Below are 23,191 nucleotides of genomic sequence, written 5' to 3'. Positions count from 1 at the left end.
GCATTGTCGGCAACGCGCCACGCCACCAAGGCGATGGGGGTCGGTCAGAACAACCCGTGCCACATCTGCTCGACGATCACCGACCACCAGTTCCTCGGGTCGTCCAGGGCCGATGCGTCGATGGCGACGAGCTGCTCCTGGAAGTCGGCGACGGCCTTGCCCGCCATGACCGGGTCGAGCGCGATCATCTCCTCGCGTGTGGTGTCCAGGAGCGCGAGGGAGCGGGCGAACGCGGACACGGAGGCGTTGACACGGCGGCCCGCGCCGGTTTCCGGAGTGACGGCCCAGAGCTGGCCGACCGGCTCACCCTCCAGATCGGACCCCGTGCACTGGACGGTGATCAGAGCGATCCCGTCGGTGCCGATCCTGACGTGGCCCTCCAGGAACGCGAGGGTGTCGGCGCTCGCCTGGGAGCCGACCTCGCGCAGGTGCGCGGCGGCATTGCCGAACAGGCCGGCCGGAAGCTCCGCCTCCGGGCTGTCGGCCGTGAAGAAGAACGGGACGACGGTCGGAAGCCCGGCCCATGTCAGCGTGGCCTTGGCGGCCTCGGGGAGCGGGGTGCCCGCCACGTCGTCGGCGTCGTAGCGATGTACGTCGTCGGCGCCGAAGGCCTCCGTCAGCTCGCGGCCCAGGGCAGCATCGCTGAGCGGCTCGGCCGGCTCGACGTCGGTCGGCACCGGCGCCCGGTGCGGCCGGGGCGGCGGCTGCTGTCCCGCGATCTGGTGCACCTTCTCGACGTGCTGGATCAGCCCGGTGATCGCCTGGGCGCGCTCCTCGCCCCGCACTCCGTACTCATGCGTGCAGGAGAACCGGGCGTTGGGGAAGCGACGGCCGAGCAGCATGCCCGGGTACCCGCCGGGGAGCAGGCTGGAGCTGAGGTCGGTGTGGATCGCGACCACGTTCTTCGCGGGGACGCCGAGGTCTTCGACCTCCACCAGAGCCTGGTACTCGGAGTGCGGCTCTCCGGGGGCGGAGTTCTTGACGAGGCTGGTCTCCTCGCCGGTGCTCGGGTCGACATAGGTGAGGACCGTGGTGTTGCCGGGGCCGGTGACCGGCGGCTGCGCGGGCGGCGCGGTCTCCTGACCGTCACCGTGCTCTTGCTGATACCTCCGCACGACCTCCTCGACCGGCACGGACGGCCAGGTGCTCAGCTCGCCAGTGCGGCGGTCGACCACACCGCAGGAGTGGCCGATCGTGGCCGGCGGCCGGCGCTTGCCCGTGACCGGGTCACGCTCGATCGGCGGGGCCACGGCCCACACCACCCAGCCCAGGTCGAACTCCTGCATCCGCACCTCACGGCGCTCCTGTCCCTCGGGGTTGAGCCACCCCTCGGCGGTCGCGAGCGCCTGCTCCTGGCTGATCACGGGAACTCCCTTTGAGTCTTCGGGTGGACGGGGCCGGTGCGGCCGGGGTCGATGCCCGGCACGCTCCGCGGTCCTCGTCCGAGTGGGCCTGGGTGCAGGCGGTCTGATGCGGGCGCCTTCGAAAGGCTTCGGGCCTTTGAGGCTTTGAGGCTAACGGTCTGCGGTGGGTGGGTGTCAGGCGGTCGGGTGGGCATCGGGCCCGGGGGCTTGTGGAGCCTGTGCGGCTGCCGGCTGGGGCTCGGGGGCCTGTGCGGGCTCGGGCTCGGCTGCCCGGGGGGCGAGTACGGAGCGCCGGGCGGTCGTGGCGTAGGGCTGCGCCGGTCGGAGCCGCAACGCCTTCACACCGCTCGCCGTGGCCACGAGGAGGATGCCGTCGAGGGAAAGGTCGGTTCCCGTGAAGGGCGTGGCGGAGATCAGGGCCGTGACGATCTTCTCAGCGCCCTTCTGCTCGCCGCGACGCCAGACGCGTACATAGTCGGCGCCGCGGCTGAACCCGAGCGGCCCCGTGGCGCGCTCGTCATCCGAGGGGCGCAGGATCCGGGTCGGGTCGGCATCGAGGACGGAGCCGGTGGCGAGGTCCTGCACCAGCAGGGCCGGGGCCTTGGGATCGTCGGCCTTCAACGGGCTTGAACCCGGGGTGCCTTGAGGCACCGTGCTCACGGCGACCGCGAGCGGGGCCGCCTCCGCGGCGCTGTCCGACGCGGCCGCGGACGGCGGCAGTGTGCCGACGGTCACGGCGTCGGCCCCGGCGACCGGCACGCTCCACAGGGTGTGCCAGGGAAGCTCGGGCACCATGCGGCGCAACACCGCCGCGTACTCCGGCAGTCCGTCTTCGACGAACGCGGTCTCCAGGAGCGCCGCTCGAAGGGTGGCGGGTGCCTGGGTGCGGGTGAGCAGCGGGGCCGTACGCAGATATGTGCGCGCCGGCGCGCCCAACTGCTCCGGGGGTACGGCCTCCACCGCGGCGCGCAACCGCACCGGATCGGCGTGGGCGAACAGGCCGGGGTCGGTGAGGAGCCGGGGGAGCAAACCGGCCTCCAGGGTGTGTCCCGCGATGTCATCGCGCACGTACGCCCCTGCCTTCGCCCAGTCCTGATCGGGTACGGCCTCCAGCAACTCCATGGCGATACGCGCCTGAGCACCCGGAACATCCGCAATGCCGGCCCGAACGGCCTCGCCGATGCCCGGGTGCGGCAATCCAAGGAGCGTCCGTTCGCCCTCGGGGATGCCTTCGCCGGCCCTCTCGATGGGACGGATGAAGGGGGCGGCGAGCAGCATGCCCCGCGCCATGTCCTCGCTCATGTCCCGTGCGGCGACGGCGGAGGCGAGCGGGGTCAGCAGGTGCACGGGCAGTCCGTCGCCCTCGGCAAGGGCGAGGGGCGCGAGGATCTGCCGCAGGGTGCGGGGGTGGATGTCGAGTCGCTCGGCGTGCAGATCGAGCACTTCGCCGACACTGCCGGGCAGTTGGCTCGCATCCGCCGGGTCGAACCCCTCCGGGTGCATCAGGATCGACTGCACGGCGAGATGCACGGTCAGGCGGCTGCCCGCGCCGTCTCCCGCGCGCCGGGCGATCACCTCGGCGAGCGCGCGCCGAGCGTCGGGCTCGGTCGTGAACGGCAGCTCCGGGGCGCCGAATTGGGGATGGAGCAGCGCCTCGGCCTGTCGCACAAGCCCTTCGGGGTCGGCCCACTCGGGTGCGTCGAGGTCGATGATCCGGGCCACGCCGGGCGGCAGGCCCTCGGCGAGCTCGACGGCGAACTCCCGGGGCACGTCGGCGAGAAGGCGTAGGGACTCGACGGCGGCGAGGGGCTTCAGCACGTCCCGCACCACATGCGCGGGCTCACCCGTCCCCCGCACCGGACCGGCCCGGTCCACATCCGGCACCACGATCGTCACCGGCCGCCCGGACAACGGGAGTTGACCGAGTTCGGGGAAGATGTCGGCGGTGCGGGTCGCGGACAACTCGTAGTGATCGGCGAGCAGCCACAGGGTCTGCGATGCCGTCAGCCCGGCGACGCTCGGCACCGCGGGTGCGGGCAAGTCCGGAGGCACGGTCGCCGGATCGAGCGCGTCCAGCGCGAGCCCCTTGCGGTACTCCGGGTCGCAGAGCATCAGAAACCCCGTGAGCAGCCGCGAACACCCGGTGCCCGGACTTCCGGTCAGGATGACCACCCGCGGCGTACCCGGCCGCTCCGTCCGCCACGCGGTGAGCGCGCGCAGCGCGGCATTGCGCCCCCCGATGTAGGGGTGCGGCTCATGGGTCCTGGTCCGGTCTGGGGCCTGGGTCGGGCTGGTCATTGTCTCCCCGTTGTCCTGTCCGTCCGGCACCGTCAAGTCGTGTTGACCGTACGCCGTTCATCCTAGGGGCGTCGTACGAGGTGGAAGGTGCGCCGGCGGCCTCACGGGTGCCTGCGATCACTCCGTGAAACAACCGCCCCAAGGCAAACCGATGCCCGCACAAGGCTCCCTTGGCGGGCTCCCTGTGCGGGCATCCTCCGGTCCGGCAACAGCCGGTTGCGCGTCAGTCCTCGTCAGCCGTCAGCCGCAGCGAGATCGAGTTGATGCAGTACCGCTGGTCGGTGGGGGTGGGGTAGCCCTCGCCCTCGAAGACGTGCCCGAGGTGCGAGCCGCAGCGGGCGCACCGTACTTCGGTCCGCACCATGCCGTGGGAGTTGTCGGGGATGAGCTCCACGGCGTCGGAGTCGCGGGCGTCGTAGAAGGACGGCCAGCCGCAGTGGCTCTCGAACTTGGTGTCGGAGCGGAAGAGCTCGGCACCGCAGGCGCGGCAGGAGTACACGCCCTCGGTCTTGGTGTCGGTGTATTCGCCGACGAAGGCGGGCTCGGTGCCGGCCTGGCGGAGCACCTGGTACTCCGCGGGGCTCAGCTCGGCGCGCCACTGCTCGTCGGGCTTGTCGATCTCGTACGGCATCAGGGTCCTCCTCAGCTCAGCTGCCCAGGCGGGACAGGATGGCGGGGCCGAGGTCGGTCACATCGCCCGCGCCCATGGTGAGAACAAGGTCACCGGGCTTCGCCATTCCGGCGATGACCTCCGGGACGGCGGCCTGGTCGTGCTCGGGGGTGACATCGGCGCCCGCGGCGCGCGCGGCGTCGATGATCAGGGCGCTGGTGATGCCGGGGATCGGGTCCTCACGGGCCGGGTAGATGTCCAGCACGACGGAGGCGTCGGCGAGGGCGAGCGCCTGGCCCATCTCCGTGCCCAGCTCCTGGGTGCGGGAGAAGAGATGCGGCTGGAAGACGACCAGTACCCGGGCGCCCTCGGCGGCGCCGCGGATCGCCTCCAGGTCGGCGGTCATCTCCGTGGGGTGGTGCGCGTAGGAGTCGATGACCTGGACGCCGGCCGCCTCGCCCTTGAGCTGGAGGCGGCGCTTGACGCCGGTGTACTTGCCGAGCGCGGAGGCGAGGTTGTGCGGCGCGAGACCCAGGGCGACGCCGGCGGCCAGCGCGGCGACCGCGTTGTGGGCGTAGTGCCGGCCGGGGACGGAGACCGTGAAGGTGAGGATCTTGCCGCTGGTCAGGGTGACGGTGACATCGCTGGTCAGGCCGCGGGGGTTGACCTTGAGGATGCGGACGTCGGCGTCCTCGGACTCGCCGTAGGTGACGACCTCGATGTCGTAGCGGCCGGAGATCCGCTCGGTCAGCTCGCGGGCGCCGGGCTGGTCGGCGGCGATGACCAGGGTGCCGCCGGGGCGGATGCGGCCGACGAAGGTCTCGAAGGACTCGTAGATCTCGTCCATCGAGGCGTAGTTGGCGTGGTGGTCCAGCTCCACGTTGAGGATGATGGCGACCTCGGGCGCGTACTTGTGGAAGCTGCGGTCGCTCTCGTCGGCCTCGGCGACGAAGATCTCGCCGGTGCCGTGCTCGGCGTTGGATCCCGGGGCGTCGAGGTCGCCGCCGATGGCGTAGGACGGCTTGAGGCCGAGGGCGCCGAGGGAGACGGCGAGCATGGAGGTCGTCGTCGTCTTGCCGTGGGTGCCCGCCACCGCGATGGGGCGCAGGCCGTCCATGAGGGAGGCGAGGGCGTCGGAGCGGTGCACGACGGGGATGCCGCGCTCATGGGCGGCGGCCAGCTCGGGGTTGTCGGGGCGGATCGCGGAGGAGACGACGACGCTGGTGGCGTCCTCGGCGAGATGCCCGGCGGCGTGGCCGATGTGGACCGTGGCGCCGAGGGCGCGCAGGGCCTGGGCGGTCGCGGAATCCTTGGCGTCGCTGCCCGCCACGTGGGCGCCGCGCTGCGCAAGGATCTTGGCGATGCCCGACATACCGGCTCCGCCGATGCCGATGAAGTGCGGCCGGTCCATCGAGGCTGGGATGGCGGGTGCCATGGTGCGTCTCCCTGATCGTCGATCATCGCGAGCGGTGTGCTGCCGTTCGGTCGTGCTGTCGATGATTCTCGCACCCGGCACCGACAGAACCGGTCCGCGGACCCCGGCCGGGTGTCCGCTCCGGCGCCGGGACCGGTGGTCAGCGGCGGATCAGGCCCTGTGCGGTGGCGGCGGCGACCGCGGACGTACGGGAGTCCACGCCCAGCTTGGAGTAAATATGGACGAGGTGGGACTTGACGGTCGCCTGGCTGAGGAAGAGCTGTTTGCTGATCGCCGCGTTCGACAGGCCGTCGGCGACGAGCTGGAGGACCTCGGTCTCACGGCGGGAGAGCGCGGTGGCGGGGGTGCGCATCCGGTCCATGAGGCGCAGCGCGACGGTGGGGGCGAGGGCCGACTTCCCGGCGGCGGCGGTGCGTACCGCGGCGGCCAGCTCCTCCGGCGGGGCGTCCTTGAGGAGGTAGCCGGTGGCGCCGGCCTCGATGGCGGCGAGGATGTCGGCGTCGGTGTCGAAGGTGGTCAGGACGAGGACGCGCGGGGCGCCGGGGGCGGCGGCGATCGCGGCGGTGGCCTGTGAGCCGAGCATCCGGCCGCCGAACTGGAGGTCCATGAGGACCACGTCGACATCGAGCCGTGCGGCCAGACCGACGGCCTGCTCGGCGGTCGGTACGTCGGCGACGATCTCGAAGTCCTCCTCGGTCTCCAGGACGGCGCGCAGCCCGGCGCGGACCACGGGATGGTCGTCGGCGAGCAGCAGCCGGATGCGCCGGGGACGTGCGGGAGAGGCCGGGGGCTCCGGGGTGTCCGTGGCGGTCATGAGGCGGCCTCCGGTGCGGCGCCGGGCGCGGGCGCGGGGCAGGGCAGGGTGACGGCGACCGCCGTGCCCTCTCCCGGGGCGGACTCGACGACGAGGGTGCCCTGGAGGGCGCGAGCCCGGGCGCGCATCGCGGCGAGGCCGAAGCCGGTGCCGGGGACCGCGGCGGAGCCGGGGGCGGGCACCTCGGCGGGGACGAACCCGGTGCCGTCGTCGACGATGTCCAGCGCGACCTCGGTGTCCATGTAGCTGAGGGTCAGCTCGACGCGGCCCGCGGCGGCGTGCCGGACGGTGTTGGCGAGCGCGGACTGGGCGATGCGCAGCAGCGCCGCCTCGTACGGGGTGGGCAGGGCGGTGGGCGCGCCGGAGACCTGGCAGTGCACGGCGAGACCGGAGGCGCGGGCCGTGGTGGCGCAGACCCGTTCCAGGGCGGCGGGCAGCGACCCGGCCTCCAGGTCGGGCGGGCTGAGCGCGCGCACGAAGCGGCGTGCCTCTGCGAGGTTGTCGACGGCGGCGGTACGGGCCTGCCGGACGTGGCCGAGGGCGCTGCCGGGCCGCTCCGGCAGGGCGCGCTCGGCGGCCCGCAGCAGCAGCTGGATGCTGGACAGGCCCTGCGCGAGGGTGTCGTGGATCTCGCGGGCCAGCCGTTCGCGTTCGGCGAGCACACCGGCGGCGTGTTCGGCGTCGGCCAGTTCGCCGCGGGTCGCGGTGAGCTCCTCGATGAGGCGGCGGCGCTGTTCGCTCTCCCGGTAGAGGGCTTCGTACCCGAGGACGACGGCGACCGCGACGGCGGCACCCAGGGCCGGGCCGAGCACCGTACCGACGCTGAGGGTGTGGGTGTGCCAGCCGAATCCGGCGATGGCGGCGAGGGTGGTGGCCGCGACCGCGGGCAGGGCCCAGCGCCGGGGCAGCAGATGCAGCTGGACGAAGAACAGCGGGAAGGCCACCCAGACGCCGTCCGGGGTGAGGGCCAGCAGGACCAGCCAGACCAGGCCCAGGGCGGCGAGCCAGAGGGCGGCGGCGCCGGTGGAGGTGCGCAGCCGGGGCAGCCGGGGGCCGGTGACGTAGAGCGCGCACAGCGCCGCCGCGGCGGCGAGCACGGCGGGAGCGTCCGGGGTGCGGTCGGCCACCGCCCGTACGGCGGCGAGCGCGAGCAGCGCGGCCACCATCAGATGCAGGCAGCTGCGCAGGGCCCGCAGGACGGGGGTGAGGGAGTGAGCGGTCACGGCTTCTTCGGTCACGGCCCCTTCAGGCTAAGGGCCCCGTTCACCCGCGGCATCAACCAAAGGATTGACCGCGCAACGCACCTTTCGGCGCCGGCGGACCCCTCCCCGGCGCGATGCCGCGGCCCCGTCCGGGAGGCGACGGTGGGGACCAGCCGCCGGGCAGTCGGGTCCGGCGCCCCGAGCCGAAGAGGGCAGACCGTGTTCGTCGCCTGGAGAGACCTGAGATACGCCAAGGGGCGGTTCGCCCTGATGGGCACCGTCATCGTGCTGATCACGGTGCTGGTGGGTCTGCTGTCGGGCCTGACGGCGGGCCTGGGCCGGGAGAACACCTCGGCGGTCACCGGACTGCCGGCCGACCATCTGGTGTTCTCGGCGCCCGCCGGCGGCAGCAAGCTCGCTTTCACCGATTCGCGGCTGCCGGAGCGGACCGTGCGGGCCTGGGCGCGGGTGCCGGGCGTACGGCTTGCCGAGCCGCTGGGCATCACGACGACCCGGGCCGAGGCGGGCGGCCGGACCGCCGCGGTGTCGGCGTTCGGGGTGCGGCCCGGGTCCCGGCCGGCGCCGGAGCGGGTCGCCGACGGTGCGGTGGTGCTGTCCGGGAAGGCCGCCGCGTCGCTCGGGCTGCGGGCCGGCGGGCGGCTGACGCTGGGCGGGCGGACCTTCGAGGTCGCGGCGGTGTCGGGGACGGCGATGTACAGCCACACCCCGGTGGTGTGGACGTCGCTGGGCGACTGGCAACGGCTCGCGGGCGGCTCCGGACCGGCCGCGCACGACAAGGGCCCCGGCGGCGGCCCTGCCGGGGCAACGGTGCTCGCCCTCTCCACCACCGGGTCGGCCGGTCTGGCCGCCGCCGACCGGGAGCTGGGCACGAAGACCGTCACCACCGACGACGCCGTACGGGCCATCGGCTCCTTCACCGCCGAGAACGGTTCGCTCCAGCTGATGCGCGGCTTTCTGTTCGCCATCTCCGCGCTGGTCATCGGCGCGTTCTTCACGGTGTGGACGATCCAGCGCAGCGGCGATGTCGCGGTGCTGAAGGCGCTGGGCGCCTCGACCGGCGCACTGCTGCGGGACGCGCTCTGCCAGGCCGTCGTGCTGCTGGTGGCCGGGACCGCGCTGGGTACCGGCCTGGCGGCGGCGGTGGGCGCGGCGCTGGGCGGCACCGTGCCGTTCGTACTCGATCCGCCGACGGTGCTGGTCCCGGCCCTGATCATGATCGCGCTGGGCGCCGCCGGTGCCGCGCTCGCCATCCGCCGCGTCACCTCCGTCGACCCGCTGACCGCCCTGGGAAGTGTCCGATGAGCCTCGAACTGACCGATGTCACCCTCACCTACCCCGACGGCGACGCCCGGCTGACCGCGCTGGACCGGGTCTCGCTGACCGTGCCCGCCGGCGGTCTGACGGCGGTGATCGGGCCGTCCGGATCCGGGAAGTCCAGCCTGCTCGCGGTCGCCGCGACACTGATCCGCCCGGACCGCGGACGGGTGGTGATCGACGGCACCGACACGGCGGGACGCGGCCGCGCGGAGCTGACGGCGCTGCGCCGCACCACCATCGGCACGGTCTTCCAGCAGCCGAACCTGCTGCCGTCACTGACGGCCGCCGAACAGCTCCAGGTGATGGCCCATCTGGACGGCCGTCCGCCCCGTGCGGCGCGCTCCCGGGCGCGGGAACTGCTGGCGGCGGTCGGCCTGGCGGAGCTGGCGGACCGGCGGCCGCATCAGCTGTCCGGCGGCCAGCGGCAGCGGGTCAACATCGCCCGGGCGCTGATGAACGAACCCGCGGTGCTGCTGGTGGACGAGCCGACCAGCGCCCTGGACCACGAGCGGGGCGCCGCGGTGCTCGCGCTGCTGCGCACCCTCACCAAGGAGCGCGCCACGGCAACGGTGCTGGTCACCCACGACCCGGCGCATCTGGACGCGGCGGACGAGGTCGCCGAGGTACGGGACGGCCGGCTCCGCCCGCACCGCGGCATCCGCCGCTGATCTCCCGCCGCGCGGGCCGATCCCCGGCGTACAGGAGCCGGACCTCCACGAGGTCCGGCTCCGCGCCGACCGCCCCTCAGCCGCCCGCGGTGTCCTGAGGCTGGTCGTCCGCCGCGTGCGAGAAGAGCTTGAGCACCGGGACGCCGACCTTGTGGCGGGCGCGGGAGGCCCAGTCGCGGTGGAAGAACTCCTCGACGAAGTGCGGGGTGGTCAGCACGATCACCTCGTCCGCGCCGGTCTCGTCGACGATGGACCGCAGCAGGTCCAGCGGTTTGTCCTCGACCACCTGCCCGACGGCCTCCGAACCGGCGTCGCGCAGCGACTGGAGGGTGTGCGCCAGGGCCAGCGCGGCGGGGGCCTCGGCCTGGTTGCCGCCCGGCTCCTCGGCCTCCCGTACGGCGTCGTCGAACTCGCCGAGGGCGACGTCGTCGATGGCCCGCAGCAGTACGTCCTGCTTGCCCCGCGGCTGCATGAGCACGACGAACGAGATCCGGTCATCGCCGTGCAGGGTGGTCACAAACTCCACGTCGGCGGGCGTCAGAGGCTTCTCGATCATCAATACGCTCGTGAACACGACGGACGCCCTTCTTCTCTTCGGGGCGCCGCATGGCACGGAGCCCGACAGACACCATCCTGCCCCGTCACCACACGGGACCTGTTGGCTTTTAGTGTGCCCAACGGAAGCTAAGCGGAACAGGCTGTTCCGCTGATTGTCAGGACCGACGGTAGCGAGTGAACAGGAACCCGGCCTCTTCCAACACCGACGCCAGGGCGAACCGCTCCGGCACCGCGACGGCCGGACCGTTCATGATCCTCGCCGCGTCACCCAGGGCGACCACCGGCGCCAGCGACAGACACATCTCGTCCAGCGCGCCGGCCGCCACCAGCTGCCCCAGCAGCCGCGGCCCGCCCTCCGTCAGCAGCCGGTGATGCCCCCGCCCGGCCAGCACCCCGGCCACCCGGGCCGGATCCACCCCCAGCCCCTCCCCGGCGAACAGCACCTCGGCGCCCGCCGCACGGGCCTCGGCCACCCGGTCCGCCGGCGCCGCCGCACCGGTCAGCACCACGGTGGGCACCAGCGGCTCGGTGAACAGGGGCAGGGTGAAGTCCAGCCCGAGCCCGGCGGTCACCACGGCGATGGCCGGGGCCGGACCCTGGCCGGCGGCGGCCCGGCGGGCGGCGAACGCCTCCCGGGCGCGGCCCGGCCGGTAGCCCTCCTGCCGCACCGTCTCCGCCCCCACCACCACGGCGTCCGCGAGCCCCCGCAGCACCCCGAAGATCCGCATGTCGGCCGCGCCGGACAGCGGCTGTGAGCGGCCGTCGTGATGGGCCGCGCCGTCCAGGGAGGACACCATGTTCGCCCGCAGCCAGCCGGTGCGCCCGGAGCGCGCCGGGTCGTCCGCCGCCGGGTACGCATAGGCCTCGGCCAGCTCGTCCAGCGTCCACTCGCGGTCGGTGGGATCGGTCGTCGCCGCCCCACTGCCGTCGAGGTCAGAGGCCGTTACGGGAGGGGCGGGGAGCGGGAACAGGCGTCGCATGGCGGCAGTGTGACATGCCTCGCTCACCGGACCGGCGGGTACCGCGCACGCGATAGGCTGGACGGCTGTGTCGCCTTCCCAGCCCTCCGCCCCGCAGACCGACCCGACCGCCGGACCGCCGGCCGGCGGTGACGACGCGGTGCCCGCCGCCCTCACCGCCCGCGCCCCGCACGTCCCGGCCGACCGCCTGGTCGCCGAGATGGTGCCGCCGCCGCGCTTCCAGGGCGCCCGCTTCGACACCTACATCCCGGACCCGAAGCAGCCCAGCCAGGCCGAGGCCGTACAGGTCCTGAGCGACTTCGCGGACGGTATCGACGCCGGGCGGGCGGGCGCGGGCAAGCGGCGCTGGTTCGCCAGGAAGCCGGCGGCCCCCCAGGGCCCGCGCGGGGTCTATCTGGACGGCGGCTACGGCGTCGGCAAGACCCATCTGCTCGCCTCCCTGTGGCACGCCACCCCCGCCCCGGCCGAGCGCAAGGCCTTCGGCACCTTCGTCGAGCTGACCAACCTCGTCGGCGCGCTCGGCTTCCAGCAGACCGTCAAGACGCTCGGCGAGCACAAGCTGCTGTGCATCGACGAGTTCGAGCTCGACGACCCCGGTGACACGGTCCTGGTCTCCACCCTGCTCGGCAAACTGGTGGACGCCGGAGTGGCGCTGGCCGCCACCTCCAACACCCTCCCCGGCAAGCTCGGCGAGGGCCGGTTCGCCGCCGCCGACTTCCTGCGCGAGATCCAGGGGCTGAGCGCCCAGTTCCGTCCGCTGCGCATCGACGGCGAGGACTACCGCCACCGCGGTCTGCCCGAGGCGCCCGCCCCGTACGACGACGAGACCGTCACGCGCACCGCCTACCGCACCCCCGGCGCCTCGCTCGACGACTTCCCCTCCCTGCTGGACCATCTGTCCAAGGTGCACCCCAGCCGCTACGGCGCCATGTGCGACGGCATCGAGGCGGTCTGCCTCACCGACGTCCAGGCGGTGCCCGACCAGTCCACGGCGCTGCGGCTGGTCGTCCTCGCGGACCGGCTCTACGACCGTGAGGTGCCGGTGGTGACCTCCGGCAAGGCCTTCGGCGAGCTCTTCAGCGACGAGATGCTGCGCGGCGGCTACCGCAAGAAGTATTTCCGGGCGATCTCCCGGCTGACGGCGCTGGCGCGCGACGCGGGCTCCCTGGTGACCGACGCGCGGTAGGCGGAACGGCGGCCACACCCGGTTGGTGCCCGCCGGGCTGGTTCCCGGCGGCCCGGCCGCGTGGTACACACGAGCGGGTCACGTCACCTGTCCGCCAACAGGGAGTTGCCCATGTCCGCGACACGACGTCAGATCCTGGCACGCACCGGTGCGCTGGGGGCGGGAATCGCCTTCTCCGGAAGCCTCACGGAGCTCTTCACGGGAACCGCGACCGCCCAGAGCATGGGACAGCGCGGCTACGGCCCGCTGGTGCCGGACCCGGACGGTCTGCTCGACCTCCCCCGGGGCTTCCGCTACCGGGTCCTGTCCCGGGAGGGCGACCCGCTGCACTCGGGAGAGGGCAAGGTCCCCAGCAACTGTGACGGGATGTCGGCCTTCCCCGGCCGCAGCGGCGGCACCCACCTGGTCCGCAACCACGAGAACCGTACGAACTCCCGTCAGGCCGTCCCCCGGGTCCGTGATCTGACGTACGACCCCGGTGGCGAGGGCGGCTGTACGGCCCTCGCACTCGACCGGGACAACAAGGTGCTCTCCGAGCGGGTTGCCATCGCCGGCACCTCCACCAACTGCGCGGGCGGCCCCACCCCCTGGAACACCTGGCTGACCTGCGAGGAGACCGAACGCCGGGCCGGTGAGGAGAACTACACCAAGGACCACGGCTTCATCTTCGAGGTCGACCCCTACGACCCGCGGCGCACCGGAGCCGTCCCGCTGACCGCGATGGGCCGCTTCCAGCACGAGGCGATCGCCGTGGACCCCGGCACCGGCATCGTCTACGAGACCGAGGACGCCTTCGAGAAGCCGTTCGGCCTCTTCTACCGCTTTCTGCCCGAGAAGCCGAGGGGCGGCCGCGGTTCGCTCCGGGCCGGCGGCCGCCTCCAGGCGCTGCGCGTCCCCGGGGTGCCCGACCTCTCCACCATCCAGCGGCCCGGCACCACCTTCGACCACGTCACCTGGGTCGATGTGCCCGACCCGCTGGCCCGTCAGACCCCGATCCGCTTCCAGGACTTCGGCCCCCAGGGCATCACCCACGCCCAGAAGCTGGAGGGCTGCTACTGGGGCGGCTCCTGCGTCTACTTCATCTCCAGCTTCGCCCACCGCGCGGACGGCTCGGCGGCCGACCACTACGGACAGGTGTGGAAGTACGACCCGAAGAAGCGGCGGCTCACCCAGGTCGTCGTCTTCGGCCCGGACACCGACCTCCAACTGCCCGGCGAATCCCCCGACAACATCTGCCTCGCGCCCAGCGGCGGCCTGATGGTCTGCGAGGACGGCGAGGGCGCCCAGCACGTCTTCGGCCTCACCCGGCGCGGCGAGGTCTACCCGATGGCCCGCGGCCGGCAGAACATCGGCACCCCGCAGAAACCGGAGTGGGGCGAGTTCGCCGGCGTGACGTTCTCGCCCGGCCACCGCACGATGTACGTCAACTGCTACACGCCGGGGACGACATTCGCGGTTACGGGGCCTTGGCATCACTGACGCTGTGCCGGGGTCCTGGTACCAGTGACGCTGCGGCGGGGCCCGGGCTCCGCTGACGTTGCGGCGGGGTCCACTCCCCCCACCCCCGAACCCACCCCCGCCCCCTCCCCCGAAGGGGGAGGGGGGGAGGGGGCGGGGGAGAGCCGGCGCCCCCTCCACGGGGCTTCCCTTCAGCCCCGCCGTGAGCTGACGGCGCACGCGGCCGCCGTGGCGGCGGCCGTGATGAGGCCGGTGACGGCGAGGGGCAGCCACGGGGTGCTGATCGTTCCGTGGACGGAGCCGGTGACCAGGCCCGATACGGCGGCGTTGGCGGGCGAGGCGCCCAGCACCAACAGCAGCAGGGCGGCGAGCAGACCCGTCGGGATGCTCCAGCCGGTGCTGCGCAGCACCGGCCAGTTGCTCAGCGCGCCGATGGCGATGCCCATGAGCAGACACACCAGCGCGGCGAGCAGCCCGGCGAACGCCGCGGGCGGGACCGGAACGGCCACCCGAAGGTCGGTGGAGCGCGGGTCCGACAGCAGCACGACCACGGCCGTGCCGACCAGTGCCAGTAGCAGCCCGGTGACGGCCGCGGTCAGTACACAGGCGAGGTGCACCCGGCCGGGCCCGGCGGCGGCCGCGGCGCAATTCCGGGCGGCCGACGGCTCGTTGGTGACACAGACCCGGGTCAGCCATACGCCGGCCGGCAGCAGCCCGCCGGCGGCGTAGCCGAACGCGTCGAGGATCGGCTCGCCGCTCTGGACGCCGATGGCCAGCCAGGCGGCGTAGAGGATCACCGGCGGCAGCCAGCGGTGCGAGCCGACGAGCAGGGCCGTCTGATAGCGGAGGAGAGCGATCACGGGAGCGGCGCCTCATGGGGTGCGGGGGAATCGTCGGTGGCAGGCAGGGCGGCGGCGTGCGGCAGCGGGACCGCGGTGACCGAGCGGATGTGCCAGGGCGGACGGGCGGTGAGCAGCGCGCGCAGCAGGGCGTCGGAGTGGGCGGCCGGCACCGTCAGCCGGGTCGTCCCGTCCGGTCCGGGCGCGATCTCCGGCCCACCGGGCAGCTGCGGCGTTCCGGCGTCCGGCAGACTCCCCGCTGCGCCCTCGGCCTCGATGAGCACCTGGGGGCCGGCCGCGGCCGTCGCAGCCGCCGCCGGGCCGCTCTCCTCGTGGGTCAGCAGCCGTCCGTCCGCGACCCGGTAGCGGGCGTCGGCGGCACCCGCCAGCCGCTGCGGGTCGTGGTCGACGAACACGACGGTGCCGCCGTCCGCGACCCGTTCGGCGACCGCCCGGTCGAGCACCTCACGCGCGCCGCCGTCCAGACCGGTCCAGGCCTCGTCCAGGACCAGCAGGTCGGGCTCGGCGAGCAGTGCCTGGGCGACCGCGACCTTCTGGCTCGTCCCCTTGGACAGCTCGGCCAGCCGGGTCCGCGCATGTCCGGCCGCCCCGAAGCGTTCCAGCCACTCGGTGCCGCGGCGGGTCGCTTCAGGTCCGGGAAGACCGTGGATGCGGCCGAGGTGGGTGAGGTAGCCGACGGCGGTGAAGGGGAGGGAGACCGGGAAGCGTTCGGGCACATAGGCGGTGCGCGGGCGGCCGGTGATCCGGCCGGTGCTGGGCCGGTCGATCCCGGCGAGCAGCCGCAGCAGGGTGGACTTCCCACTGCCGTTGGTCCCCTCGACGCGCACCAGCGCACGCGCGGGCACGTCGAGGTCCACGTCCCGCAGTACCCAGGGACCGCGCACCCCGTACCGCCGCCCCACCCCGTCCAGCCTCATACGTACCGGCACCTCCGCTGCCTGTCGGCGGCCCCGCCGCTCCAGACCCCCGACGGTAGCCAAAGCGGCCGCCCGGTGCCTGCCCGGGGGCGGGTTCAGCGCCGGACCGTACGCACCCCAACCGCGCGCCGGACGAACGGAGTTGGCCCTCACCGTGGCCCGGCGAGGGCCGGGGAGCCGGCTACGGGCCGGATACGGGCCGGGGGCGCTGTCGGTGGCGGCTGGCAGACTGGGCGGGTGACCAGCACCGAGACCGCCGAACCGGCCGGCAACAGCGCCGACAGCCCCTTCGCGCACGCAGAGACCGACCGGGACGCCGCGCCGCAGTTCGTGCTTCCGCTCGTCGTACGGATCGAGCGGGAGGCCCCGCCGGCGCGTACGGACGCGCTGGAGACGGCCGCGCGGGCGGTGCTGGTGCTGCTGTCGGACGAGCGGTCGGCCGGGGACGGCGAGTGGGCCACGGCGGTGCGGGACTGGCAGGACGCCCGGATCCGGAAGGTGGTGCGGCGGGCGCGCCGCGCCGAGTGGCGGCGGGCGGCGGCGCTGCCGGGCATCACGGTCACCGGCCGCGAGGCCGAGGTGCGGGTCTTCCCGCCGGTACCGCTGGACGGCTGGCCGAAGGACCTGGCGCGCCTCCAGGTCTCGGGCACCGAGCTGGACGATCCGCAGCCGCCCGGGGCGCCCGCCGACGGGCCGGTGCTGTGGTTCAACCCCGCGCTGGAGATGTCGGCGGGCAAGGAGATGGCGCAGGCCGGGCACGGCGCGCAGTTGGCCTGGTGGGAGCTGTCCGAGGCGGAGCGGGCGGCCTGGCGCGCGGCCGGGTTCCCGCTGTCGGTGCGGTCCGCCGCGGGCGCGGAGTGGGACGCGCTCACCCGCAGTGGTCTGCCCGTGGTGCGGGACGCGGGGTTCACGGAGATCGCGCCGGGTTCCTGCACGGTCGTGGCCGACCACCCCGCGCTGCGGAGGGCCCTGTCGGCCGAGGGGGACGGTCGCTTCTGACCTCTCTCCCGCGCGTACGACGGCCGTAGGTGATCATCGCGTCCCGAGGCGATACGGGAGCGGCATGGGCGTGCGGTGCCCGCCCGCGGTTCCCCGCGGGGAGGACCACGCCCGCCCCGTCCCTCACACCGGCAGGGAAGGTTCCGCCTCATAGGCCCGGTGCAGCTGCTTCAGGAAGAGCGGGGCGTCCGGCAGCGGGACCGAACCGATGCGGTGGACCGGGACTCCCGGGGTCCAGGAGTTCATGACGACCGCTCCGGCCAGCGCGGGCAGGTCGTCGAGGGAGATTTCCTCGGTGCGCTGGGGGACACCGAGGTGTTCCAGTTGGCGGCGGATGATGCCCATCATCGTGCCGGTCAGCATGTCGGCGGCAGGCCACACCACGCCGTTGCCGTCCCAGAAGGCCAGGTTCCAAATGGTCGCCTCGCTCAGCCGGCCCCGCCGGTCGACGAAGGCCGCATCGTCACATCCCTGTTCGACGGCCTGGCGGAGGCGATACGTCTTGGCCACCTCGCCGACATGTTTCACGGCCGGGAGTTCCCGTTCGTGCTCGACCGCCGCCAGGGCCAGCGGTCCCTCGGGGCCGGTTGCCGGCGGTGCCGTACGGACCAGCAGCTCAGGCTCCACATCAGGCCCGGCCACGGTGAACTCGCCTGCCGGGGAGTAGACCGTGGCGATCAGCGAGAGGTCGGCCGGGCCGGCCCGCAGCGCCGACCGCAGGTAGGTACGGACTTGGTCGTCGGGCAGTGCCCGCCCGAACATCTCCAGGGAGGCGGACCGCAGCCGCTCCAGGTGGAGGTCGAGGCCCCGGACCCGGCCGTCCCGGACCTGTAGGGCGGTGAAGTGGGCGTAGCCCGCGAAGGCGAGGGGCGTCAGCTCCTCGGCAGTCGCCGCCCGGCCGTTACGTTGAACTACGAAAGACATCCTGCATCACTCCAGCTTCAGCCAGTCATCAGGCAGGCACCTGTGCGGAATACCCGTCCGGTGGACGAAGTTAGGGCTTGACATCGATGCGAAGGTCAATCACGAAGCTCAGATGCGACGGGCGGGGCACCATGCTGATCGGGGAGTTGTCCCGGCGTACCGGGGTCAAGGCACGACTGCTGCGGTACTACGAGGCGCAGGGCCTCCTGGACGTCAGGCGCGAGCAGAACGGCTACCGGGACTACGACGAGGACTCCGTCGTCACCGTGCGGCGCGTACGCGCCCTGCTGGACGCGGGCCTGTCCACCGAAGTGATCCGTTCGGTGCTGCCCTGCGTCCGGGGGGAGGCGCAGGAAGCACCGGAGTTCGACTGGTGCGCCGACCTGCGGGCCGTCCTCCAAGGTGAGATGACGGCCATGGACGAGCAGATGGCCACCCTTCGACGCACCCGCGGCACTCTCGCCGGGTACTTGGCGCAGTCGCCCGTCGGTCCGACCCGTGGGGCGCTGTCGCGCACGGACTGAGAGGAAGCTCAAATCAACCTCTGAACTCGGCCGGTGCAGGGTTCGGCCGGGCCCCACGCGGCATGAGTACGACACCACGGAGCAAGAGGGGGAGCCATGGAGCGCCTGGGTACGGGAATCGGCTGGCGGCCGGAAATCGCCGCGGAGATCGCGGAGCTGCCGGGGGTGGACTGGGTCGAGGTGGTCGCGGAGAACATCTGCCCGGGCCATCTGCCGTACGCCCTGGAGGAGTTGCGTGAGCGCGGCACGACCGTGATCCCGCACGGGGTCTCGCTCGGCCTCGGGGGCGCCGACCGTCCGGGCCCCGGCCGGCTGACCGCACTCGCCGAGCGTGCCGAGGCACTCGGCGCACCGCTGGTCACCGAGCACATCGCCTTCGTCCGGGCGGGCGGGCCGCTGACCGCCTCGCCCCGTATGGAAGCCGGGCATCTGCTGCCGGTACCGCGGACCCGGGACGCGCTGGACGTGCTGTGCGAGAACGTACGGATCGCCCAGGACGCCCTGCCGGTGCCGCTGGCGCTGGAGAACATCGCCGCCCTCATCAACTGGCCGGGCGAGGAGCTGACCGAGGGGCAGTTCCTGGCCGAGCTCGTGGAGCGGACCGGGGTGCGGCTGCTGATCGATGTCGCCAACCTCCACACGAACCACATCAACCGGGGCGAGGACCCGCGGACCGCCCTCGACGAGCTGCCACTGGACGCCCTCGCCTATGTCCATGTCGCGGGCGGGGTGGAGCGCGACGGGGTGTGGCACGACAGCCACGCCCACCCGGTGCCCCGGCCCGTCCTGGACGTACTCGCCGCGCTGTGTGACCGGACCACCCCGCCCGGGGTGCTGCTGGAGCGGGACGACGACTTCCCCGAAGGCGGGGAACTGGCCGGTGAACTCGATGCGATACGCACCGTGCTGAAGGAGGCCCGCCATGACCGGGCGGCTTGAGGTGGCGCCGGACACCGCGCCGGCAGTGGAGGCCGGAGTGCCGGACAGCCCCACCGACACCCATGCCGCCCGCCAGCGGCTGGCCCTGGCGCAGACCGCGCTGCTGTCCGCGCTGGTCGCCGGGACGCCCGCCCCCGAGGGCTTCGACCACGCCCGGCTGCGGGTACAGAGCCGGGCGCTGGCCGCCAAGCGGGCCGATGTGGTCGCCAAGGTCGCGCCCGAACTGCCGGAGATCCTCGGCGCCGGCTACCGGGCCGCCTTCGCGGACCATGCCCGGAACCGGCCCATGAGCGGCGGCTACCGCCAGGACGCCCTGGACTTCGCGGCGTATCTGCTGGCCCAGGGCCGGCCCGAAGACCCGGTCGCGCGGCGGGAGTTGACCCGCTGGTGGCGGGAGCGCGCGGGTCCGAAGCCGCTGTCCGCGCGGCCCGCGGCCCGGCTGGCGCGCGCCCTGCGGCGCTGCTGGCGACGGGGGTGACCGCGATGACCTACCCCCAGGCGGTGTACGCGGGGATCGCCGTCTCGTCGCTGCTGCTGATCGTCGGCACCGTATCGGTGCGGCTGCGCACCCCGTCCGTCCGGCGGACCGATGCCCTGGCCCATGACGTGTGGGAGATGGCGTTCCTGGCCGGCGGCCCCGGGCGGGTGGTGGACGCCGCGCTCGCCGGGATGCACGAGGACGGCCGGCTGGCCGTGGGCGGCCCCGGTGTGGTGACCGTGCGCCAGGCGCTCGCCCGGGACGCCGTCGAGGCGGCGGTGCTGGACGCGATCGCCCGGACGCCCGGCGGGGCGCTCGCCGCGCTGCGGGCCACGGCGATGCGCAGCCCGGCGGTGCAGGGCGTCGGCGACGGGCTGGCGGCCCGCGGGCTGCTGCGCCGGCCGCAGCTCGGCCGGGGCTGGCGCCGGTGGGCGGGCGTCCAGATGACGGCGTGCGGGGTGCTCTTCTTCGTGGGTGTGCTGCTCTCGGTCGCCGGGTCCGGTGGGGGCGACGGGTTCGCGGTGCCGCCGGTCGTCACGACCGCGCCCGCGCTGATCGGCGGTCTGATCGTGGCATCGGTGTGCCGGAAGGTGTTCACCCGGCGGATCACGAAGGCGGGGTCGTTCGCCCTGCACACCGCGAAGGTGGCGCAGGCACAAGCGGGCGGGGGCGGCGTCTGGCAGCCCGCCGGGCTGGTGGTGGCGCTCGGCGGTACGGCGCTGATCGCGGACGAGCTGCTGCGGCAGCAGTTCGAGGAGGCGCAGCGGGCCGCGGCGGGCAGCGGCTCCGCGTCGTCCGGCAGCTCCGCGTCCGATGCCTCCGGGGGCGGCTCGGGGAGCGACGGTGGCTCCTGGTGCGGCTCGTCCGGCGGTGGGTCCGGGTGCGGCAGCGGCGGCTCGTCGTGCGGCGGCGGGTCGGGCTGCGGGGGCGGCTCGTCGTGCGGGGGCGGGTCGGGCTGTGGCGGTGGAGGCTGCGGGGGCGGCTGAACCCGGCGGACACCTGCCCGCATGCTGAGAAACCTTGTGGCGGTCGTTGCGGCACCTCGCATAAAAACTCCGACATGTGGCTGCTCTTCTTCCTCGTCGCCTGTTCGGCGGCGGTGCTGTCCTGTGCGCTGCTCTGCCGTGCGGCGGTCGCCGCGGCCCGCGCCACCCCCGGGCCGGCCCCGCGGTCGGCTCCCGAGACCGTCCCGGAGGCCGCCGCGCGCCGCGGCCCCGGCCTGACCCTGTACGAAATGGCCTACCTGGCGGGCGGCCCGCACCGGCTCGCCGACGTGGTGCTGGTGCTGATGGCCCAGCAGCGGCGGCTGCTGCTCGCCGACACCGGCTGGGCCACCGTCGTCGACCCGGTCGGCAAGGACCCCGTCGAGCGCGCCGCCCTCACCGCGATCGGCCCCGACGGGCAGCGCCGCATACCGGCGATACGGGACGCCCTGGTCGGCGACGACGCGGTGCGGCAGGTGGCCGACCGGCTGGTGACCGACGGGCTGGCGGTGCCGGCCGCGGTCCGTCCGGGCGTCGGCAGCGCCGTCCGCCTGGTGCAGGGCGCCGCTCTGCTGGTGCTGCTGTCCGCCGCCGCGTCCTACTGGATGGCACCGGCCGGCACGGACACCGGGCTGCTGCTGGCCTGGTTCTCGCTGCCGCTGGTCCTCACCCTCGGGACCTGGGCCGTGGCCCGCTTCGAGCTCCACCCGTACAGCGACTGGGCCACCACCGCCGGCGAGCGGCAACTGCCCGGCGTGGGCCACTCCCCCGCCGCCCCTGCCACGCCCGCCTCCCTCGTCACTCTTGCCCTACGAGGCCCCGCCGCCCTCACCGATCCCGCCTTGCGCGCCGCGCTCCACTCTTCCGGGGCATAGCCTCCGACACCGGCACCAGGTGCTTTACAACGACAATCGCCGCCCCAACTATCCCTTTTGTATGCACACACGAAGGGACGGCCAGTGAGAGCACTTGCGTTGTACGGCACCATCGGGTCGCTGCTGGTGACCGCCCTCGCCACTGCCCCGGCAGGCGGCGCCACGGGGGCCGCCGCCGCGCCACCCGCACCCGCTCCGCACCGCATCGAATTCGGCCGCTGCGCCGCGGTGGAGCATCTGCCGTCGACCGTCGAGTGCGGCCGACTCACCGTTCCTCTCGACTACGCGCGCCCCGACGGCAAGAAGATCCACCTCACCGTCAGCCGGATCCGCGCCACGGCGCGCGGCGAACGGCAGGGCGCGCTGGTCTTCAACCCCGGCGGCCCCGGCGCGTCCAGCATGGAGTTCCCGCTCTACGGGGCGCTGCCCAAGTGGCGCAAGGTGGCCCGTGCCTATGACTTCGTGGGCTACGCGCCACGGGGTGTGGGCCGCTCCGCGCCGCTGTCGTGCCAGAACCCCAAGGAGTTCGCCAAGGCGCCCACCGACAGCCGGATGCACCCCGATGCCGCCTTCAAGAGCCGGAAGCGGGCGGAGGCCAGGGCGTACGCCCGCGGCTGTGTCCGCCGGGCCGGCGCGGACCTGCCGTACTACAACTCCGTCAACAACGCCCGCGACCTGGACATGCTGCGGGCCGCGCTCGGCGAGAAGAAGCTGACGTTCATGGGCGCCTCGTACGGGACGTACTTCGGTGCGGTCTACGCGACGCTGTTCCCCGGCCACGTACGGCGGATGATCTTCGACAGTGTGGTCAATCCCGCGCCCCACAAGATCTGGTACCGGAACAACCTCGACCAGGACATCGCCTTCGAGCGCCGCTGGGGCGACTGGCTGGGCTGGGTCGCCCGGCACAACGACCGGTACCACCTGGGCACCACCAAGAAGGCGGTGCAGCAGGCCTACAACAAGGCCGCGGGCAAGCTGCGCCGCACACCGCTCAACGGGAAGATCGGCCCCGGCCAGCTCCAGTCGGCGTTCCTGAAGACCGGCTACAACGACGCCTTCTGGCCGATGCGCGCCGAGGCGCTCGCGGGGTACCTGCACGGCAACCCCAAGCCGCTGATCGCCCAGGCCCTGCCCCGGGACACCGGCGTCGCCGCCGACGAGAACAGCAACGCCGTCTACACGGCCGTGGAGTGCAATGACGCGCCCTGGCCGCACGACTGGCGGACCTGGAACCGGGACAACACGGAGATCGCCCGGATCGCCCCGTTCGAGACCTGGGACAACGCCTGGATGAATCTGCCGTGCGCCTACTGGCCCGACCGGCCGGCGTCGGCCGCGGCCGAGCTCGATGACGCGGTGCGCCGCGCGGACCATCCCGCCGCCGGGCGGGACCTGGCCGATGTCGCCGGGCATGTGGCCAGGACCCAGGTCGATGAAGCGCTCCATGGGCGGCGTGGTCCGCTCGATGTCCATACGGAGCCCGGTGCGCTGCCGCCGGTGCTGCTGCTGGCGGCCGAGCGGGACGCGGCGACGCCGTACCGGGGGGCGCTGGAGCTCCAGCGCCGGCTGCCCGGCTCCTCGCTGGTCACCGAGAACGGCGCGGGCACCCACGGCGTCGCGTTCAACGACAACGCCTGTGTGAACAGGTACGCCGAGGCGTATCTGCTGCACGGGAGGATCCCGGCGCACAAGGTCTACTGCGCCCCGCGCGCGGAGCCGCTGCCGGGCCAGCAGGCGACCCGGGCCCAGCACGCCCTGCCCGGGAAGTAGCCGCCCCC

General features: G+C 73.6%; 20 protein-coding genes and 1 pseudogene. 10 read left to right on the top strand and 11 right to left on the bottom strand.

All coding sequences use genetic code 11. From position 1 onward, the window contains the following. Nucleotides 1-44: 44 nt before the first annotated feature. The 6 genes from CP981_RS29805 to CP981_RS29780 form a co-directional block, all read right to left on the bottom strand. On the bottom strand, nt 45-1,364 hold the full coding sequence (locus CP981_RS29805) for an SUKH-4 family immunity protein (RefSeq protein ID WP_085927136.1): 1,320 nt from the start codon (nt 1,362-1,364) through the stop codon (nt 45-47). Nucleotides 1,365-1,538: 174 nt separating this feature from the next. Continuing rightward, a complete protein-coding gene (locus tag CP981_RS29800) occupies nt 1,539-3,662 on the bottom strand; it encodes an ATP-binding protein (RefSeq protein ID WP_208852995.1) in 2,124 nt (707 codons plus the stop codon). Between the two features lie 223 nt (nt 3,663-3,885). Continuing rightward, complete coding sequence (gene msrB / locus CP981_RS29795) at nt 3,886-4,293, bottom strand: peptide-methionine (R)-S-oxide reductase MsrB (protein ID WP_085927137.1); 408 nt, start codon at nt 4,291-4,293, stop codon at nt 3,886-3,888. Between the two features lie 16 nt (nt 4,294-4,309). Continuing rightward, nucleotides 4,310-5,707 (bottom strand): UDP-N-acetylmuramate--L-alanine ligase, encoded by a 1,398-nt coding sequence (murC, locus tag CP981_RS29790; RefSeq protein ID WP_085927138.1) that lies wholly within the window; start codon nt 5,705-5,707, stop codon nt 4,310-4,312. A gap of 139 nt (nt 5,708-5,846) precedes the next feature. Further along, nucleotides 5,847-6,521 carry a response regulator gene (locus CP981_RS29785; protein WP_085927139.1) on the bottom strand — a complete coding sequence of 225 codons (675 nt, stop codon included), beginning with the start codon at nt 6,519-6,521 and terminating at the stop codon, nt 5,847-5,849. After that, a complete protein-coding gene (locus CP981_RS29780; protein ID WP_085927140.1) occupies nt 6,518-7,759 on the bottom strand; it encodes a sensor histidine kinase in 1,242 nt (413 codons plus the stop codon). Before CP981_RS29780 ends, CP981_RS29785 begins: the two co-directional genes overlap by 4 nt. A 183-nt stretch (nt 7,760-7,942) precedes the next feature. Between CP981_RS29780 and CP981_RS29775 the strand changes: the two genes are divergently transcribed. Beyond that, nucleotides 7,943-9,046 carry an ABC transporter permease gene (locus CP981_RS29775; protein WP_085927141.1) on the top strand — a complete coding sequence of 368 codons (1,104 nt, stop codon included), beginning with the start codon at nt 7,943-7,945 and terminating at the stop codon, nt 9,044-9,046. Further along, nucleotides 9,043-9,729 carry an ABC transporter ATP-binding protein gene (locus CP981_RS29770; protein WP_085927142.1) on the top strand — a complete coding sequence of 229 codons (687 nt, stop codon included), beginning with the start codon at nt 9,043-9,045 and terminating at the stop codon, nt 9,727-9,729. The genes CP981_RS29775 and CP981_RS29770 overlap by 4 nt, the downstream gene beginning before the upstream one ends. A gap of 76 nt (nt 9,730-9,805) precedes the next feature. On the opposite strand, the gene CP981_RS29765 is transcribed toward CP981_RS29770, so the two are convergent. Continuing rightward, nucleotides 9,806-10,285 carry an indole-3-glycerol phosphate synthase gene (locus tag CP981_RS29765; RefSeq protein WP_085927143.1) on the bottom strand — a complete coding sequence of 160 codons (480 nt, stop codon included), beginning with the start codon at nt 10,283-10,285 and terminating at the stop codon, nt 9,806-9,808. Between the two features lie 157 nt (nt 10,286-10,442). Next, nucleotides 10,443-11,267, bottom strand: coding sequence for a pyrimidine reductase family protein (locus tag CP981_RS29760; protein WP_085927144.1), 825 nt, complete (start codon nt 11,265-11,267; stop codon nt 10,443-10,445). Nucleotides 11,268-11,334: 67 nt separating this feature from the next. Between CP981_RS29760 and zapE the strand changes: the two genes are divergently transcribed. Further along, entirely contained in the window at nt 11,335-12,453 is a 1,119-nt protein-coding gene (gene zapE, locus CP981_RS29755) for a cell division protein ZapE (RefSeq protein WP_190143432.1), read from the top strand. 111 nt (nt 12,454-12,564) lie between these two features. After that, nucleotides 12,565-13,932 (top strand): alkaline phosphatase PhoX, encoded by a 1,368-nt coding sequence (locus CP981_RS29750; protein ID WP_085927145.1) that lies wholly within the window; start codon nt 12,565-12,567, stop codon nt 13,930-13,932. 170 nt (nt 13,933-14,102) lie between these two features. Here the strand turns inward: CP981_RS29750 and CP981_RS37915 are convergent, their stop codons facing one another. Then, entirely contained in the window at nt 14,103-14,771 is a 669-nt protein-coding gene (locus CP981_RS37915) for an ABC transporter (protein WP_167536166.1), read from the bottom strand. After that, entirely contained in the window at nt 14,768-15,688 is a 921-nt protein-coding gene (locus tag CP981_RS37910) for an ATP-binding cassette domain-containing protein (RefSeq protein ID WP_167536165.1), read from the bottom strand. The genes CP981_RS37915 and CP981_RS37910 overlap by 4 nt, the downstream gene beginning before the upstream one ends. A gap of 237 nt (nt 15,689-15,925) precedes the next feature. On the opposite strand from CP981_RS37910, the gene CP981_RS29740 reads away from it, so the two are divergent. Then, nucleotides 15,926-16,687, top strand: a complete 762-nt coding sequence (locus tag CP981_RS29740) for a peptidyl-tRNA hydrolase (RefSeq protein ID WP_085927684.1) — start codon at nt 15,926-15,928, stop codon at nt 16,685-16,687. Between the two features lie 123 nt (nt 16,688-16,810). On the opposite strand, the gene CP981_RS29735 is transcribed toward CP981_RS29740, so the two are convergent. Continuing rightward, nucleotides 16,811-17,611, bottom strand: coding sequence for an aminotransferase class IV family protein (locus tag CP981_RS29735; protein ID WP_085927685.1), 801 nt, complete (start codon nt 17,609-17,611; stop codon nt 16,811-16,813). A gap of 131 nt (nt 17,612-17,742) precedes the next feature. Here CP981_RS29735 and CP981_RS29730 point away from each other — a divergent pair, with 131 nt between their 5' ends. The 5 genes and pseudogenes from CP981_RS29730 to CP981_RS29710 all read left to right on the top strand — a co-directional run bounded on the left by CP981_RS29730 (nt 17,743) and on the right by CP981_RS29710 (nt 23,183). Further along, nucleotides 17,743-18,135 carry a MerR family transcriptional regulator gene (locus CP981_RS29730; RefSeq protein WP_085927686.1) on the top strand — a complete coding sequence of 131 codons (393 nt, stop codon included), beginning with the start codon at nt 17,743-17,745 and terminating at the stop codon, nt 18,133-18,135. Nucleotides 18,136-18,231: 96 nt separating this feature from the next. After that, nucleotides 18,232-19,552 (top strand): annotated as a pseudogene (locus tag CP981_RS29725) (MbnB/TglH/ChrH family RiPP precursor modification enzyme). Nucleotides 19,553-19,557: 5 nt separating this feature from the next. Then, nucleotides 19,558-20,538, top strand: a complete 981-nt coding sequence (locus CP981_RS29720; protein ID WP_085927712.1) for a TIGR04222 domain-containing membrane protein — start codon at nt 19,558-19,560, stop codon at nt 20,536-20,538. A 74-nt stretch (nt 20,539-20,612) separates the two neighbouring features. Then, the gene (locus tag CP981_RS29715) at nt 20,613-21,410 is read left to right on the top strand and encodes a TIGR04222 domain-containing membrane protein (protein WP_085927687.1); all 798 of its coding nucleotides are present in this window, start codon (nt 20,613-20,615) and stop codon (nt 21,408-21,410) included. An 84-nt stretch (nt 21,411-21,494) separates the two neighbouring features. Further along, nucleotides 21,495-23,183, top strand: a complete 1,689-nt coding sequence (locus CP981_RS29710; protein WP_244329838.1) for an alpha/beta hydrolase — start codon at nt 21,495-21,497, stop codon at nt 23,181-23,183. Nucleotides 23,184-23,191: the final 8 nt, after the last annotated feature.

The organism is Streptomyces platensis, assembly GCF_008704855.1.
Classification (GTDB): Bacteria; Actinomycetota; Actinomycetes; order Streptomycetales; family Streptomycetaceae; genus Streptomyces; species Streptomyces platensis.
Note: the sequence above shows the minus strand (reverse complement) of the source record. Positions and strands in the feature narration are given on the sequence as shown.

Coding starts and splice junctions, on each gene's coding strand:
- CP981_RS37910 (WP_167536165.1), bottom strand. CDS start 15,688: ATGAGGCTGGACGGGGTGGGGCGGCGGTACGGGGTGCGCGGTCCCTGG.
- CP981_RS29770 (WP_085927142.1), top strand. CDS start 9,043: ATGAGCCTCGAACTGACCGATGTCACCCTCACCTACCCCGACGGCGAC.
- CP981_RS29720 (WP_085927712.1), top strand. CDS start 19,558: ATGACCTACCCCCAGGCGGTGTACGCGGGGATCGCCGTCTCGTCGCTG.
- CP981_RS29800 (WP_208852995.1), bottom strand. CDS start 3,662: ATGACCAGCCCGACCCAGGCCCCAGACCGGACCAGGACCCATGAGCCG.
- CP981_RS29765 (WP_085927143.1), bottom strand. CDS start 10,285: ATGATCGAGAAGCCTCTGACGCCCGCCGACGTGGAGTTTGTGACCACC.
- CP981_RS29735 (WP_085927685.1), bottom strand. CDS start 17,611: ATGTCTTTCGTAGTTCAACGTAACGGCCGGGCGGCGACTGCCGAGGAG.
- msrB (WP_085927137.1), bottom strand. CDS start 4,293: ATGCCGTACGAGATCGACAAGCCCGACGAGCAGTGGCGCGCCGAGCTG.
- CP981_RS29785 (WP_085927139.1), bottom strand. CDS start 6,521: ATGACCGCCACGGACACCCCGGAGCCCCCGGCCTCTCCCGCACGTCCC.
- CP981_RS29760 (WP_085927144.1), bottom strand. CDS start 11,267: ATGCGACGCCTGTTCCCGCTCCCCGCCCCTCCCGTAACGGCCTCTGAC.
- CP981_RS29715 (WP_085927687.1), top strand. CDS start 20,613: ATGTGGCTGCTCTTCTTCCTCGTCGCCTGTTCGGCGGCGGTGCTGTCC.
- CP981_RS29750 (WP_085927145.1), top strand. CDS start 12,565: ATGTCCGCGACACGACGTCAGATCCTGGCACGCACCGGTGCGCTGGGG.
- CP981_RS29730 (WP_085927686.1), top strand. CDS start 17,743: ATGCTGATCGGGGAGTTGTCCCGGCGTACCGGGGTCAAGGCACGACTG.
- murC (WP_085927138.1), bottom strand. CDS start 5,707: ATGGCACCCGCCATCCCAGCCTCGATGGACCGGCCGCACTTCATCGGC.